General features: G+C 44.6%; 14 protein-coding genes. 8 read left to right on the top strand and 6 right to left on the bottom strand.

The genetic code is table 11. The features are described from left to right. Positions 1-146: 146 nt before the first annotated feature. Entirely contained in the window at positions 147-1,871 is a 1,725-nt protein-coding gene (locus ACLWBD_RS01440; RefSeq protein WP_413569282.1) for a DEAD/DEAH box helicase, read from the bottom strand. 77 nt (positions 1,872-1,948) lie between these two features. On the opposite strand from ACLWBD_RS01440, the gene ACLWBD_RS01435 reads away from it, so the two are divergent. Beyond that, positions 1,949-2,881: a hypothetical protein gene (locus ACLWBD_RS01435; protein ID WP_063206115.1), complete on the top strand. Its 933-nt coding sequence runs from the start codon at positions 1,949-1,951 to the stop codon at positions 2,879-2,881. A 50-nt stretch (positions 2,882-2,931) separates the two neighbouring features. On the opposite strand, the gene ACLWBD_RS01430 is transcribed toward ACLWBD_RS01435, so the two are convergent. Continuing rightward, the gene (locus tag ACLWBD_RS01430; RefSeq protein WP_413569281.1) at positions 2,932-3,663 is read right to left on the bottom strand and encodes a hypothetical protein; all 732 of its coding nucleotides are present in this window, start codon (positions 3,661-3,663) and stop codon (positions 2,932-2,934) included. Between the two features lie 229 nt (positions 3,664-3,892). Here ACLWBD_RS01430 and ACLWBD_RS01425 point away from each other — a divergent pair, with 229 nt between their 5' ends. Next, positions 3,893-5,125, top strand: a complete 1,233-nt coding sequence (locus tag ACLWBD_RS01425) for a multidrug effflux MFS transporter (protein WP_413569280.1) — start codon at positions 3,893-3,895, stop codon at positions 5,123-5,125. Between the two features lie 42 nt (positions 5,126-5,167). Next, entirely contained in the window at positions 5,168-5,779 is a 612-nt protein-coding gene (locus ACLWBD_RS01420; RefSeq protein WP_413569279.1) for a 16S rRNA (guanine(527)-N(7))-methyltransferase RsmG, read from the top strand. Here the strand turns inward: ACLWBD_RS01420 and ACLWBD_RS01415 are convergent. Beyond that, positions 5,776-7,029, bottom strand: a complete 1,254-nt coding sequence (locus ACLWBD_RS01415; protein ID WP_413569278.1) for an aminopeptidase P N-terminal domain-containing protein — start codon at positions 7,027-7,029, stop codon at positions 5,776-5,778. The genes ACLWBD_RS01420 and ACLWBD_RS01415 overlap by 4 nt on opposite strands. Positions 7,030-7,119: 90 nt before the next feature. Here ACLWBD_RS01415 and ACLWBD_RS01410 point away from each other — a divergent pair, with 90 nt between their 5' ends. Beyond that, positions 7,120-7,839 carry a helix-turn-helix domain-containing protein gene (locus ACLWBD_RS01410; protein WP_413569277.1) on the top strand — a complete coding sequence of 240 codons (720 nt, stop codon included), beginning with the start codon at positions 7,120-7,122 and terminating at the stop codon, positions 7,837-7,839. Here the strand turns inward: ACLWBD_RS01410 and ACLWBD_RS01405 are convergent. Beyond that, a complete protein-coding gene (locus tag ACLWBD_RS01405) occupies positions 7,836-8,819 on the bottom strand; it encodes an NAD(P)H-quinone oxidoreductase (RefSeq protein ID WP_413569276.1) in 984 nt (327 codons plus the stop codon). The two genes, ACLWBD_RS01410 and ACLWBD_RS01405, sit on opposite strands and share 4 nt — an antisense overlap. Positions 8,820-8,925: 106 nt before the next feature. On the opposite strand from ACLWBD_RS01405, the gene ACLWBD_RS01400 reads away from it, so the two are divergent. Further along, positions 8,926-9,306 (top strand): cell wall hydrolase, encoded by a 381-nt coding sequence (locus tag ACLWBD_RS01400; RefSeq protein ID WP_413569275.1) that lies wholly within the window; start codon positions 8,926-8,928, stop codon positions 9,304-9,306. On the opposite strand, the gene rnk is transcribed toward ACLWBD_RS01400, so the two are convergent. Together rnk and ACLWBD_RS01390 are read right to left on the bottom strand one after the other, a co-directional pair. Further along, a complete protein-coding gene (rnk, locus tag ACLWBD_RS01395; protein ID WP_063206107.1) occupies positions 9,303-9,707 on the bottom strand; it encodes a nucleoside diphosphate kinase regulator in 405 nt (134 codons plus the stop codon). The genes ACLWBD_RS01400 and rnk overlap by 4 nt on opposite strands. 169 nt (positions 9,708-9,876) lie before the next feature. Next, positions 9,877-10,770 carry a phosphate/phosphite/phosphonate ABC transporter substrate-binding protein gene (locus tag ACLWBD_RS01390; protein ID WP_413569274.1) on the bottom strand — a complete coding sequence of 298 codons (894 nt, stop codon included), beginning with the start codon at positions 10,768-10,770 and terminating at the stop codon, positions 9,877-9,879. A 124-nt stretch (positions 10,771-10,894) separates the two neighbouring features. Here ACLWBD_RS01390 and ACLWBD_RS01385 point away from each other — a divergent pair, with 124 nt between their 5' ends. Genes ACLWBD_RS01385 through ACLWBD_RS01375 form a run of 3 tightly spaced genes read left to right on the top strand, consistent with a single transcriptional unit; the run spans position 10,895 to position 15,116 of the window. Continuing rightward, positions 10,895-11,200 (top strand): Hpt domain-containing protein, encoded by a 306-nt coding sequence (locus ACLWBD_RS01385; RefSeq protein WP_413569273.1) that lies wholly within the window; start codon positions 10,895-10,897, stop codon positions 11,198-11,200. A 5-nt stretch (positions 11,201-11,205) separates the two neighbouring features. After that, the gene (locus tag ACLWBD_RS01380) at positions 11,206-14,607 is read left to right on the top strand and encodes an ATP-binding protein (RefSeq protein WP_413569272.1); all 3,402 of its coding nucleotides are present in this window, start codon (positions 11,206-11,208) and stop codon (positions 14,605-14,607) included. A gap of 11 nt (positions 14,608-14,618) precedes the next feature. After that, a complete protein-coding gene (locus tag ACLWBD_RS01375; protein WP_063206104.1) occupies positions 14,619-15,116 on the top strand; it encodes a response regulator in 498 nt (165 codons plus the stop codon). Positions 15,117-15,123: the final 7 nt, after the last annotated feature.

Here is a 15,123-nt window from a genome sequence, read left to right as displayed (position 1 = left end):
CAAATAATAAACTAAATACAATTATTAGATGTCGCATGATGTGCTTAGTATGAGTTTCCAACCCACATAAGCTCAAGCTACTTTCAGTTCATTTAGAGAAAAGCCCAGTCATGATGTCAGTAATGTAATTCTAAGATGGACTCATTCTATTCAAAAATCTTTTCTCGAATAGCCCAAAAGTGTTTCACCTTCCGTGCGACAACAAAAAGAGGCTTTCGGAATTCAGGAACATACTTCAATGCCTCATCAACATTGCGCACGAAGATTTTTCTTTCAGGCAATCGGTTGTGCATGCGAATGAAATTAAAATAAAAAGCGTGACAGTTTTCCTGGCTGTCCAAATAAAAGTACTCTGTTAAAAATTGTGCACTGTGGTCGTAGTACCGAACCTCAAGACGATCCTGGCCTTTTTTGTCGTGACCCTTTGTGAAAGTCATAGTTTCAACATGCAGAACATGGGCATCTTTGAGTGACATCGCTTCTTTCAGTTTTTTGTCGTTGTCGACAAGAACATTTTCACAAGACTTGCAACTTCGGGCTGCAATATCATTTTCTACTCCGCATTTTTCGCAACGTTTGAAACGAAAAAGAAAACCGCAAGCCTCGATCTCGTGGGTCACGGGATCTTCAAAAGCGCCTTTACACTTCCGCCCAAAGTGTTCTTTGATCTGACCTTCATGATCTCGCACTCCCCAGAAATGATTGATCACTCCACACTGCGGGCAAGGCACGTCCACGATCTCTGATTCAGAGGAAGGCTTGTCTTCGTCTATCTCCGGAGAAAAAAGATCATGTCCCTGCCCGGTGTAATCCAGAATCAGACAATCTGTTTTTCCTTCAGACAAACGCAAACCCCGGCCGATGATTTGCTGATACAAACTGACGGATTCTGTCGGCCGCAAAATAGCGATCACATCTACATGAGGCGCATCAAAACCGGTCGTTAACACCGACACATTTACCAGATACTTCAGTTTACGGCATTTAAAGGCCTCGATAATTTCGTCCCGATCGGGTCCGGGAGTATCCCCCACTACCAGGGCAGCTATGTAAGGCGGAAGATTCTTCATAATCTCTATGGCATGAGTGACTGAACTTGTGAAAATCATCACCCCCTGACGTTCTTTCGCCATATCGATAATGTTTTTTATGATTAATGGAGTTATTCGCGATTGATCTTTTAAAACAGCTTCAACCTGAGCTGCGACGTAGCTCGTGCCATGAAGCTTTAAGCTAGAAAAGTCATAACATGCGACCGGAGAATCAATCTTCACCGGCATCGTAAGATACTTATTCTTAATCATGTAGCTGATGGTCAGTTCATAGATACATTTTTTAAAAAAGCGCTCTTCATCCGTTTGCAATGTTTTTGTATGTTCGTTGTACTGATAAATCCAGCCTAATCCCAGCCGGTAGGGCGTGGCCGTCAACCCAAGAATGCAGATTTCAGGATTCGACTTTTGCAGCTTCGAAATAACTTGAAAGTACTGAGTATCGTCTTGCACAGAAACGCGGTGACACTCATCGATGACTAACAGAGAAAAACTATCAAAGAAATCTTCCGGCGCCCGCGCAATGGACTGAATGCTTCCGAAGATTACTTTCTGATCCATGTCTTTGCGCTGAAGTCCCGCAGAATAAATTCCAGCTTCAAGGCCGAAAGAAATATACTTGGCGTGATTCTGCTCTACCAGCTCCTTCACGTGCGCTAAAACCAGAACACGACCCTTAGCTAAACGCGCAAGCTCGGCGATGACTAGACTCTTTCCCGCCCCAGTGGGAAGTACAACCACTGCGGGTGTCTTTTCTTTCCTAAAATGTTTCAGCGTCGCCTGAACGGCTTCCAACTGATAGGGTCGCAGTTTGTACATGGACCAGCTATACCAAGGCCGTGGAGCAAAGGCAATTTTTAGACAGCCTCGGCTTTCGAAGTTACTCTTTTTAAAGAGTGATCAGGTTCTTTTCCATCTTATTTTTAATTCAGCTCAGTCTTAGTTTTGCTCAAGCGGAAACGAACTGTTATCTCATCAACGAGTGCAGTCGTTTTCGGCGCGATCCAAGCAGTCCCTCCCCGGGAACGCAGATCAAAATCAATCCTTCAGCCGTTCCGACGGAAAAGGGCTACGGAATTGAGGCGATCTATTTTTCTCAAGAGGCCGATCTTTCGTTGGTACGAGGAACAGGTCGCATGGGAGCAGCCCTGTCCCCTTCAAACAGCGAAGACACCTTTTTTGGTGCGCCCGGAATTGAAACTACGGACGATCTTTTTCTGCGTAAAGATGAAAAGCTAAAATACCCGAATCAAAAAATCACCTTAGCTGCCGCTTTTAATTTACTGGAGCGAAAAGGAAGTGGGCTTAAAAAATACAACCTAAAGCTGGGATTAATGGCGAAGTATAATAAGAAGAGTTACAACGTCACTCCGGGTGGTGGTTTAAGCGGAGCGCTGGGCCCTATTTCTTTCGGCTACTCCATATACGAGGATCAAACACAGTGGGACGCCAGAAGTATCGGTGGGCCGGCAGAAGAGCTGACCAAGTATAAAGTTCAGACTTATAACGTCGGTTTGTATTTAAATTCGGTGATTCTGAACTATTCCAACATGCATCTAAAAACAGAAGATGAGTCTTTTGAATCCAAGATAAATCTTTACACCGCCAGTCTGACGCTGGGAAAATTTATTTTTACCGCCGCTAAAAGAGACGAAGACTCGCCCACTCCCGCCTATAATTACGAGACGAAAACGTTGGAGTACGTAAAAGTGAAGGAAGAGTACTTCGGAGGAATTCAATATACACTGACAAGAAATCTGATGATCGGTGGTCTTTACAATTATTACCTTCTTCGTGAAGGATCTATCACCGCGACTTTGTTCTTTTAAGAATTCCAGGGCCACTGGGATGATGATGGCCCTGAAATCCGATTTACAAATTATTTACAGATAGATAACTTCTTACTGGAGCTTAGGATCGTTTGATAAGACGTTTTGTCGCCTGCGCGAAGAACCGCCCAGTAGCGAGCACCACCACGCCAGCTGCCACTCACCTTGCCGGCGATACGTCCATCACGCCCCACCCAGCGATTCAAGATGCGAATACCACAGCTTAGGTTTTGCAATGGATCGTGCAGATCTTTTGTTGATTTAAAATTACAACCATAAGCATTGCCACTTTCAATCGAGATTTGCAGAAGACCACGACTGACAACGCGACGGCCTTGACTGTCATTGAAGGCTTCCGTGTAAGAAGTGTTCGTGTTGTAGTTACTTTCGAAGCGAACCATGTTGGACATGAAATGAGTCCAATACTGCTTACGTTGAGCATAAGTCAGATTTTTATAGTTGGGGCAGAAAGTGCTGGCGTCTGCAGGAATCACATCCAGCATATCTTCACCAAGTCGATCGAGTTCGTTGTTGACGTGAGCGGTCCAAGTTTTTCCTGCCGAGTTTTTAGCTTCCCAAGATGGCGTCACATCGCTGCCGGAGGCCGGTGGTGTCGTAGGCTCTGTCGGTGTCGTTGGAGTGGTTGGAGTTGTTGGAGTTGTTGGTCGCGTGCTTCCTCCTCCTGAAGATGGAAGGCGCTGCCCCATCGCTAAAGCGAATGAGGATTGAAGGATGATAAGACCTGCCAATAAAGTGATTTTGTTGTAGATAGTGTTTTTCATACGTAACCCATCGGCGGGCCTTACGCAGAGCTTTACTGTTTTTAAAACTGTCTAAATTGTGACAGGTCTATTATGAATCCCCTCTATATCTCAGAGGGAAATTCGCCCCTTTTCTTGCGAGTTGAAGAAATTATCGACAGGACCAAATAGCCCTTGAATTACAAATAAACCGAATGTAACTATCATGGTTACATTCTCTTGTCCGCTCTAGACCTAAGGAATTACCCTCTTGAAAAACGAAAAGCGCAGCTCTCTCTCATTGATTCTGATTCTTGGTGCCCTTACGGCATTAAGCCCTTTTTCCATCGACATGTATCTTCCCGCGTTTCCTAAGATGGCCGAATTCTTTTCGACGAACGTATCCGCAATGTCGCTATCATTATCAAGTTACTTTATTGGTTTAGCCGTGGGGCAACTTCTTTACGGTCCTTTGCTAGATCGCTTCGGCAGAAAAAAACCTTTGTACATCGGACTCTTGATTTACATCTTCGCGACGATCGGATGTTTCATGTCGAAGTCGATGGAGTCCTTCGTATTTTTCCGCTTCGTCCAAGCCTTCGGAGGTTGTGCCGCAAATGTGGCGGCCATGGCGATGGTGCGCGACTTCTTTTCTCCGAAAGAAAGTTCAAAGATTTTTTCTTTGCTGGTGTTAATCCTTGGAGTCTCGCCGTTGCTTGCACCGACGACAGGTGGATTTCTATCTGTCGCGTTTGGCTGGCAGTCGATCTTTATTGCCTTGGCCGTTCTCAGTATCGCTCTATTCCTTGTGACGGTGTTTCTGCTTCCGGAAGGACGGGCCGCTGACACCTCACACTCTTTGCATCCTGGACAAATTCTTCTAAATTATATTTCCATTATTAAGGATCCCCAGTTTTTCACTTATGCCGTTGCGGGTTCAGTCGCCTTCGCCGGGCTTTTCGTTTATTTGGCCGCTTCTCCGACAATCTTCATGGAGGTTTTTAAAGTCAGCGAACAAGCCTACGGATGGGTCTTCGGATTTTTAGCGGTGGGATTTATCGGTGCGAGCCAATTCAATATTCCTCTTTCACGCGTTTATTCGAATGAAAAAATTCTGTTTTCGGCCCTTTCATTTTTAGCAGTCATGGGTTTTCTTTTTCCGATTGGAGCGGGAAATGGTTGGTTGGGGCTCGCCTCGACGATCACGATGCTGTTTCTTTATCTTTCGTCAGTAGGGCTTGCCAACCCGAATGCGGCGGCACTTGCGCTAGCGCCGTTTAGTAAAAATGCGGGCAGTGCTGCGGCCCTCTTGGGATTTTTGCAAATGACGGTAGGCTCTTTGGCATCCGTTTTTGTTGGAGTCTTTAAGGCTCAGGAGCTTTTTCCGATTTCTTTGATATTTGCAGGCACGGCTTTTCTTTCACTGCTTATTTTCGTCTTAGGCAGTCGACGCATTACCAGCAAGGTCGAGGTCACTGATGATCCCGGCTTTGTGACACATTAAAAGAATTCGCCTTTCTATTTTTTTTGCGCTAACTTGGGGACTATGTACTTTGAGTCCAGAATCCCCATTATCTTACAGCTCGGTTTTCGTGAAGAGGCCTTGCCTTTATTAAAGGCTTACATTGACCTTTTATGGTCTTCCAACGAAGAGCTGAACTTAATCAGCCGTAAAATGACTTTTGAAGAGCTGATCGACAATCACATCATCGACTGCCTTCTGCCTTTGAAGTACTTTCCTGCAAATTTAAAAGCGGCCGCTGACTTTGGATCTGGCGGTGGACTTCCGGCTGTTATCTACGCGATCCAGTTTCCACAGATGCGCTATCACCTTTACGAAAAAAGTCCGAAGAAGCAGGAATTTTTGGCCAAGTGCAAAAGTATCGCTCCAAATCTAGAAATCCACGGAGAAATCCCCAAAGACTTAGCCGCCATCGAAATGGTGACAGCTCGTGGCTTTAAACCCATCGACGTAATCCTTGATGTCAGCCGCACTTATTTCAACAAGCAAGGAAAATACTTTTTGCTAAAGGCCCGTCGTGAAAAGATTGACGAAGAAATGGCTTTAGCACTGAAAAAATTTAAAAATGCCAAAGCCACGATCACGCCTTTAACCTCGCCGGTTTTGGAAGTCGAAAGAAACTTAGTTCAACTTTAGCTCGGCCTTAAGGATTCAATTTCTTCCACTTCTTTTGAGGCGGAAGAGAGAACCTCACAGCCCTCAGCTGTAACAACCACGTCATCTTCGATTCGCACACCAATTCCATAATAGACGGAACTTCTTTCACGGAAGTACAGACCTGGCTCGACTGTAAAGCTCATGCCCTCTGTCAGCTTTACAGCATTTCCTGACTCATCAACATAAGCAGAAGGATCATGAACATCCATGCCTATCCAATGTGAAGTGCTGTGTGGCATCAGTTGGGTGATGTCACCTTTAATTCCTTCTTTATTAAGACCTTCAACTAAATACTGCTGAGCTGTCTCATGAAGGGAACTTAAAGTTTCTCCAGCGCGAACTTTTTTGAGGACCTCTTTTTGCGCGTTAAGCACAATCTGGTAGATAGTCCTTTGTTCTTTGCTAAAAGATTTTTCAATTGGCAATACGCGTGTGATGTCTGCGCAATAACCCTGAAATTCCCCGGCAGCATCGATCAGCACGGCTTCCCCCGCTCGTAAGATTCGTTCTGTCGCGCGAGCATGCAACGTCGTTCCCCGCTCGCCACTTCCAACGATGGTTTCATATGCGGTCCAGTGCATTCCTTGTTTCATAAATTCAGACTCTAGAAAGGACGCTACGTCCTTTTCCGTGAGTCCCGCAAGACGTGTTTTAAATAGCTCTTGATAGACGGCAGAGCTCTTTTGCGCCGCCGTTCGCATCAATCGAATCTCGTCTTGATCTTTGGTGTGGCGAAGCGCTCCCACTAAAGTTCTGGAATCGCATAGTGCCAATGGAATATTCGTATAACGAGATCGACGTCGATTCTGAAATGAAACCTGCTCTAACAAAAGACGGTCTAACAACTCGCTTCTGCCGATAGGAAATGCCAGGCGGTCGTAATTACCTAAATGATCTTGCAGAATGTTTCGCAACTGGCTTATTGAAGCAAATTCAATTCCACGAAGTTTTTCACGGTCTTCCTCCATCAATGTATTTACGTCTTCCCACAGGGCCACCTCTTGACTGATGTGATCAGAAAGAAAATAAGATTTCTGGCCAGCGACAACCAGATACGCTTCAGAGACTTCGACTCCGCAAAGATATAAAAAGTCAGACGCGGCTTTGAACCTGTATGCCACCGAATGCGATCGCATACGAAGGTCCCCGGATGGAATGACAAACAGAGTTCGAGAAAACTTATTTCCTAAATTTTGACGGCGGTAAGAATACTTTAATGACTTTTCCATATCTAGAGTATCGCCTTAAGATACTTTTATCTAAATATTCTTCTTAAAAGTTCCCGATTTAGGTACTATGAGAGACACATCAGGAGACTTATGGAGCACTCTCGATATTTGGAGACGATTAAAAAAGTCCTTCGCACCCGTGAAGTGACCTACAGCGAACTTGCCGTGCATTTGAAAATGACCGAATCAGGCGTAAAGAAAATGCTCAACGCGAAAGACATTTCCTTCCGGCGCATCCTGCAAATTTGTGATGCTTTAGGGATTTTACCTGGACAGCTTTTCTCTTTGTCGGAAAAGAGTTTTATAGCGGAAGTCACCTTATCAAAGCAGCAGGAAGAGGCTTTATTGAAACAACGGTCCTTGCTAGCCGTCTATTGGCGTCTTACTGTCGAAGGCCGCGACTTAAGCGAAATTGAAGGACTTCAAAAGCTTTCTAAGACCGAACTAAAAAAAATATTGGATAAGCTTGTGAGCTTGGAACTTCTCTCGTTAAAGCGCGGGACCTACACTCCCCGACATGTTGGAAAGTTCAAATGGAATGAAGAAACAAAGCTCGTCAAAATTTTAAATCAAGAATGGTCTGAACTGACGTTGCAAAGAGCTTTAGAAAAGAAGAAAGGATCTTTACATCGTCTAGTCAGCATGAAGCTTTCGGAAGAGTCCTACGCCCGGTTGCAACAGGGGTTAACCAAGGTGCTTGATGAGGCCGTGCAAAATTCTGAAAATGAAGAGCTGACGCTTTCGAAAAAACAAATGCACAACTTTACGGCGCTTGTCGCGACGGTGGCCCAAGGAGTCTTAGACACCTAGTTTTTAACAACAAGAACGATTTTACCCGTGTGAGCCGAAGACTCCATAAGTTCATGCGCCTCACGCGCTTCATTTAAAGAGAAGGTTTTAAAAATCACGGGCTTTAATTTTCCCGCGTTCAGCAAAGGCCACACATTTTTTTCTAAAGCCTGTGCAATACGCGTTTTTTCTTCGACAGACCGCGCACGTAACGTAGACCCCGTAATAGTCAGACGTTTCATCATAATCTTGCGAAGATCAATTTCTGCTTTCGTGCCGTGCAAAGTTGCGATTTGCACTAAACGTCCCAGGTAGGCCAAAGCCTCTACGTTGCGAATAAAATAGTCGCCACCGACCATGTCTAAAATAACGTCGACGCCTTTTTCTTGAGTCTCTTGTTTAATCACCTTCACAAAATCTTCGTTCTTATAAAGAATGACGTGCTTGGCACCTATATCACGCAAAGCCTTTACGGACTCTTTCTTTCCTGCCGTAGTAAAAACCTCGGCCCCGAATTCTCGCGCCAATTGAATTGCTGTAGTGCCAATGCCACCCGATCCCCCGTGAATTAAAATGCGTTCACCCTTTTTTAGATGTCCACTTTCAAAGACATTCGTCCACACGGTAAAGAACGTTTCTGGTAAAGCAGCTGCTTGAATCATATCCAAGGAATGAGGAATAGGAAGGCATTGCCCTTCTGGCGCTGCCACGTACTCGGCATAACCGCCGCCTGAAATTAATGCGCAGACTTTATCGCCAATTTTCCAGCGCGAAACTTTTTCTCCGCAGGCGACAACTGTACCCGCGACTTCCAAGCCTAAAATATCTGAAGCTCCGGGAGGCGGAGGATAACTTCCTTGGCGTTGTGCACAGTCAGGTCGATTCACGCCCGCTGCGGCAACCTCAATCAAAACTTCATAAGGATGAACTTGAGGCTGAGGTCTTTCAGCCATCTGAAGTACTTCAGGTCCACCAGGAACCGTCATGTCGATTACGCGCATATTCAACCTCCCCAGAAATTCGGGCGCACAGAAACTTACGTCAATTCTAGGCCAATGGCCAGAGATACCTCGTTAAGTCCTTCCATGTCTTGGCGATAAGTAAAATATGAACCGCAGTGTCCTTTTCGTCATCCTTCTTCTGACATCATTTGCACAAGCTCAAGAAAGCTCTGTGTACACGTGTCGCTTCGAGAATGATCCGCACGGTTTTTCTTCAGTAAGAATGAAAAAATATTTTGATGAACACGAAAATATGGAGCTGGGGAAGGTCGACCTTATTCAAAATTTTATAGTCGTCGAGAGCACGCCCACCAAAGTGTATCAAATCCCGCTGTTAGATAATCAAAGCTTCGTTCAGCTTTGGAATTCAGCAAATTTAAGAGTCGACGCGCAACTGCTTTACTCGCAGGGCAGAAAAGAGTTTCGCGCCAACTACGTGAAGAATTCTGAAAAACAAAAATTAATCTGCGTGGAATTACGCAATTAAAGATCCCAGCGACCTTCGGCTTCCGGTTGAAATTCCACTCGACGCACCGAAAGTTTTTTCACCAAACCATTGGGCATTTTCCAGTCGATGGATTGGCCTTCGGTCAATCCCAATAGCGCCATACCCACCGGAGCCAAAATAGAAATGCGTCCCTCTTCAAGCTTTGCGTCTTGAGGATAAACCAGCGTCATTTCACTTTCTTGACCTGTGGCTTCGTCTAAAAATTTCACGCGCGAATTCATAGTCACAACATTGCGAGGAATTTCTGTTTGCGCAATAACGTGAGCCCGCCCGAGTTCTTCCTCTAAAGCTTCAGCCCAAGGGCCTTCCACCTGCGATAGCAAAGCCATTAAACGGTGATGATCTTGATCAGTGATAAATATGCGAGGTTGTGTGCTCATGCTTCCTCCTAAAAAAGGTAAGAGTTTATTAGAAAATTGATTTTTAAAAAATGAGAGCGGAATGGAAAAGGGACTAAGCGGCCATCAGCAGAAATTCTCTGCTGCAACAAAATCTAAGAATGAGATTTTTGAAAGAAAGGCGCATAAAGGGCATTATACGCCAATTATTTTATTTAACAAGGTCCTGAACGTTCTTCCCAATATCTAAAAGAATCTGACGGACATGATCGTAGTCTTTGTCCGTACAATCTTTAAAATCCGTGAGATGATAAAGATTTTTCAAGGCTTTTTCTCCTTCAGGGGTTGAAGAAAAGCTTTTCATTGCATCGACAATCTTAGCTCGTAACTCTGCAGGAAAGTCTTTGCGAAAAACAACGGGATCACTAGGAACGGAACCGGTTTTTTCCAAGATGCGCACTTTTTCATAAACATCAGGAAACTGTGATATCACGAGGCGTCGCGCATCTTGCGGCACACCATCTTCAGCTGGCGTGTGATAGGTAGCACCCGCGTCGACGCGGCCCTGATAGACCATGGTTACAACGCCGTCATGTTTGCCAGCGAAAACAATTTCTCCCAATTCAACTTTCGCATCTTTCAACAGCTTGGCTGGCAAAACATAACCCGAAGTTGACGCCGGATCGACAAACGCGAATTTTTTTCCGTTTAAATCCGCGAGCGAACGGATTTTGGGATTCTTCGTGATGATTTGCCCCCAATATTCCGAGCGTCCCCGATTGACCCCCATCAAAAAGGCCTCTGCCTTGTATTTTTGGTGCGCCAATATGTACCCAAAAGGATTCATGATCGCGACATCAACACGTTGCGAGCCTAATGCTTCAACTACGGCTATAAAATTCACTGGCACCTGCATTTTAACGTAAATGCCAGTCTGTTGTTGAATCCAGCGTTCTAAAAGTTTCCCATTTTCTGAGAGAACAACGGCGTCCTGACCGGGAACAAGAGCAAATTGCACGGGATGATGTTTGGAGCCCAGTTCTTCACGCACAGTGCAAGAAAGTAAAAGTAACGAGGCGGCAAGGACGAAGATATTCTTCAACACAAATGTTCTCCGTGAGGAATTTCTAATGACGTTACCCTCGTTATTAAATGTATGCAATAAACACTAATCTAAACTAAAATGCATTGTAAAGCAGAGTTCATTTCGGGATAAGGAGTGCATGGAAATGTCTAAAGTAACTGTCGAAATTGATGCCGATCTACAGGATCTCATCCCACAGTTTGTCGAGAATCGTAAAAAAGATATCGAGACACTCGAACAATTAGTGGAAAAAAATGATCTTGTGACGATTGCTCAGCTTGCACATAAAATTAAGGGTGCAGCTGCGGGCTATGGTTTCAACGAACTGAGCGAGCTAGCTGCGCAGATGGAAAAAGCTGCAAAAGCCAACGATAGCACTCCGCTTAAAGACCTTGTTAAAAGAATGAGAATTCATTTCCTAAACATCGAAATTCGCTACGTCACGATGTAGGATTCATGACTCACAGAACGCGCCTTTTTCTTTTCACGACTGCTCTCGTTCTGGGTACTTTACTCATTGCGGGTAACATCGGATACCGGGTAGGCGCATCGGCCTTAATGCAATCAAGCGTTGATAAACTAGTTCAAGCTCGCGCAGCCAAAACAAAAGAACTCACGCAAGATTTCCAGCATCTTAATAACGTGCTGCTGACAATGGCGGATACCCGTCGCATTCAGAACTTTTTGAAAAAATCCTCGTCAGATCAGGAAGAAATCCGCCAATATCTACAAAGATCAGGAAGCGAAAGTGGCTGGCGGCCTTTAATCGCGCGACAATACCAGTCCCCGCAGACCGAAGATATACTGCGTTCACTTTCGCAAATGACTCCCGCAAGCATCTTTCTTCAAGCACAGTTTCTCCAAGAAGCTCTGCATGAAAATAAAAATTCACGTGAAATCGTGGAGCCTTCTCAAGCACCCAAACTTTCATATTTTAAGAATCACGCCGTCATTCATAACTTCATCCTTAATCAGATGGAGAGAAATCACTTAAGTGACATTCTCCTTATCGATAACCTTGGCAATATCGTATACACGGCTAATAAAAGATTGAACTTTGGAGCGAATTTATTAACTGGCAGCTTCGCCAATACCCGTCTGGCGCAAGTATTTAAGTGGTCTACGGAAGCGCCCAACGCGACGACGAAGTTTTTTGATTTCTCGCCTTTGGCTCATTTCTGGCCCGAGAATGTGGCATTTTTAGCGACACCAATTTACGCAGCGAACTCTAACAAAAATCTTGGGACTTTGGTGTTTCAAATTCCCGTGCAAAGAATTGACGAGATTCTTTCCAACAATCGCGATTGGAAGTCGTTAGGATTAGGAAACTCAGGGGAGATCGTCGCTTTTGGGCCAGAAGGGCTTATGCGCAACACGTCCCGGTTTTTTTTTGAAAATCCCAATCGTCTTATAGATGACTTGCAAAAACGGCATCCATCAACAAACGAGGGTGAACTGATACTTCGCTCTCAATCAACGGCCATGATCGTTAGCCTGTCGCAGCCGCTGCTTAAAGAATATTTAGAGATGTCAGAGCTCGTCGACGAGTCCGAAGATTATACGGGCCACCGATCTCTGAAATCCGTCGGCAAAGTTATTCTTCCCGGGGAAACGACCTGGATCCTTGTTGCAAAAATGGGATTACAGGATGCCGTTTCGCCGTTAAAAAATCACCTTGGCACTCTTTTGTCAGGTCTCCTTCTGATTATCGTCATATCGTTTGCTGCGGCTTACTGGGTCTCTTTAAATCTTTTCCATCCGCTCAAAAAACTTTCTCATGCCCTTCATCGCTTGCGTTCTCATTCTTTCGAAAAACTCAGTGTTCCACGTAAGGGTGAATTCAAAAGCGTGTTTGAATCCTTCAATGCAGTTTCTGAGCATTATAATGACATCAAATCTCAAAAAGACTTTCTAGAAAACGTATTTTACTCACTCCATGAAACGTTTTTTATCCTTGAATACTCAGCTCCTGTTGAGACATTGCCCTCACAACTTCAGATTCAGACGTCTAATCCGGCCGCCGCTGAAATTTTGGGAGTGCCTTCGGCGTCTCTAAGAGGAACCGACTTAAGAAATTGGGTAGAAATGGATTATTCGGTCCTGGATGAAAAAATAAAAGACAGCGCCGAAGGTGCGGAAGTTAATATCGAAGGTACGTTAAAACAAACTTCCGGCAAAGAAATTCCCATTGAAATTTCCTGGTCTCGCATCAAGGGCGACTCCAGTGACAAAATCCTTCTGATCGCCGCGGGACGAGATATAAGTTGGAAAAAAGAAATTGCGAAAGAGCTGAAGCTTAAAGAAGACCTTTTAAAAGAATCACAATCTCTATCAAAAACAGGCTCTTTCCGTTGGGAAATAAAAACCGGATCGTGTATCTGGTCAGAAGAAGAATATAGCCTCCTTGGATTCCAAGCAGATAAAGTCAATCCGACTTACAATCTGTTCCGTTCCATGATTATCCCTGAGGATCTTTCGCTATTCGACAATGCCCTGAAAAACTCGCACGAAAGCATGCAACCATTTGATGTGGATTTGCGAGTTAAAAAGAATGGCACGAACGAAATGATTTGGGTGCGATGTCGCGGCCGTACGGAATATGATGAATACGGAAACCCAGTGTATGTGTATGGAACTACCCAAGACATCACCGAGCTTCGCCGCGTAGAGCAGTCTTTGATTGCTGCGAAAAATGAAGCCCTAAAATCTTCTCAGGCTAAATCGGAATTCCTGGCTCATATGAGTCACGAAATTCGCACTCCAATGAATGCGATAATGGGTATGGCCGATCTACTTCAAGAAACGAAGCTTGATGACGATCAAAAGTACTACGTCAAAATTTTCGTGAAGGCTGGCGAAGTTTTGATGGCGCTTATCAATGACATCCTGGACCTTTCTAAAATTGAAGCCGGCGAAGTTTCTATCGAAAATATCCCCTTTGATTTGAATAAGCTCATGATCGACGTAGAAGACATGATGAAACCAAGAGCCTTAGAGAAAGCCTTGAGCTACTCTTTCGAGATCTCTCCAGGGATATCTCCGTACGTCATGGGTGATCCGAACAAGCTTCGACAGGTTTTGATCAATCTGGTTGGAAACTCGTTGAAATTCACTCAGCACGGCCACATTCGAGTTTCCGTGGCAAAGAATCCTTCTAAAAAGGACACAGTCCTTTTTAGCATCAGCGATTCCGGTGTAGGTATCCCGTCTTCTAAGCAACACTTAATATTCCAGAAGTTCACCCAAGCTGACAGCTCAGTGACGCGTAAATACGGCGGAACCGGATTGGGATTGGCTATTTCCAAAAGCTTGATCGAACTTATGGGCGGTAAAATTTGGTTTAAGAGTCGGGAAGGCAGCGGAACAACTTTTTTCTTTACAGTCCCGTATCGCGAGCAAGTTTATAATCCTGTGACCCAAAAGCCTCTGCCGCTTCAAGGTAAAGAACTCGACTTTGCCACTCCGAAGCAGCGTGACCCCAATAAAAAAATTAAGATCCTGGTTGCCGACGACACAGAAGACAACCGCACTCTTTTTACGCACTATCTTAAAAACGGGCCGTATGAAATTATTGAAGCCGAGAATGGACTTGAGGCTATAGATAAGATAAAGTCAGGTCAGTTTGATATTGTCTTTATGGACGTGCAAATGCCTGAGCTAGATGGTTATGCGGCCACCGATGAAATCCGCAAGTGGGAAAACGAGAACCAGAAAACTCACACCCCTATCATTGCCCTCACCGCGCATGCACTTTCTGAAGACAGGCAGAAGTCTTTAAGAGCGGGCTGCGATGATCACATTGCTAAACCGTTTAAAAAAGACACGTTGGTCGGTGTGATTAACAAATATTCTCTGTAAGGAGATTTCTCATGGGCACTGAAGAAAAAAGCCGTCTATTGATCGTTGAAGACGACTCCGATATCCGTGAGTTATTAAAACACTTTCTTAAAGAGTTTGTAGACGAAATCGTCGAAGCTGAAAATGGCGCAGCCGCCCTTGAGCACGTGAAAACTCAAGAATTCGACACTATTCTTTCTGATATCGAAATGCCCCAGATGAATGGGCTTAAGTTTTTAGCTTACGTGCGTTCATTAGGTCAGATGACTCCATTTGTAGTGTTAACTGCGCACGGCGATCACTCTCGCGCCCTTGAAGCTCTTTCTCTTGGAGCTTTTGACTTCATCACTAAAGATTCAAAAAGAAAATTAGTGATTGAAAGTGTGTGTGCCGCTTTAAAATTCGGCCGTGAAATGAAGTCCTCTAAAAACGATCCTGTTCGATCAAATCACTTGCGCAAAGTTTATGCGGATATGTCTAAATCATCCGAAATGCGCTTAAGAAAAATCATCGAAGAAATGTCATCTTAGGAGTCCC

Source organism: Bdellovibrio sp. HCB117 (assembly GCF_047305915.1).
GTDB lineage: Bacteria > Bdellovibrionota > Bdellovibrionia > Bdellovibrionales > Bdellovibrionaceae > Bdellovibrio > Bdellovibrio bacteriovorus_B.
This window is presented reverse-complemented; position numbering and strand designations above follow the sequence as displayed.

Excerpts from the sequence above, each read along its gene's own strand:
- ACLWBD_RS01440 (WP_413569282.1), bottom strand. The coding sequence starts at position 1,871 with ATGTACAAACTGCGACCCTATCAGTTGGAAGCCGTTCAGGCGACGCTG.
- ACLWBD_RS01430 (WP_413569281.1), bottom strand. The coding sequence starts at position 3,663 with ATGAAAAACACTATCTACAACAAAATCACTTTATTGGCAGGTCTTATC.
- ACLWBD_RS01420 (WP_413569279.1), top strand. The coding sequence starts at position 5,168 with ATGTACTTTGAGTCCAGAATCCCCATTATCTTACAGCTCGGTTTTCGT.
- ACLWBD_RS01415 (WP_413569278.1), bottom strand. The coding sequence starts at position 7,029 with ATGGAAAAGTCATTAAAGTATTCTTACCGCCGTCAAAATTTAGGAAAT.
- ACLWBD_RS01410 (WP_413569277.1), top strand. The coding sequence starts at position 7,120 with ATGGAGCACTCTCGATATTTGGAGACGATTAAAAAAGTCCTTCGCACC.
- ACLWBD_RS01405 (WP_413569276.1), bottom strand. The coding sequence starts at position 8,819 with ATGCGCGTAATCGACATGACGGTTCCTGGTGGACCTGAAGTACTTCAG.
- ACLWBD_RS01400 (WP_413569275.1), top strand. The coding sequence starts at position 8,926 with ATGAACCGCAGTGTCCTTTTCGTCATCCTTCTTCTGACATCATTTGCA.
- rnk (WP_063206107.1), bottom strand. The coding sequence starts at position 9,707 with ATGAGCACACAACCTCGCATATTTATCACTGATCAAGATCATCACCGT.
- ACLWBD_RS01385 (WP_413569273.1), top strand. The coding sequence starts at position 10,895 with ATGTCTAAAGTAACTGTCGAAATTGATGCCGATCTACAGGATCTCATC.
- ACLWBD_RS01380 (WP_413569272.1), top strand. The coding sequence starts at position 11,206 with ATGACTCACAGAACGCGCCTTTTTCTTTTCACGACTGCTCTCGTTCTG.
- ACLWBD_RS01375 (WP_063206104.1), top strand. The coding sequence starts at position 14,619 with ATGGGCACTGAAGAAAAAAGCCGTCTATTGATCGTTGAAGACGACTCC.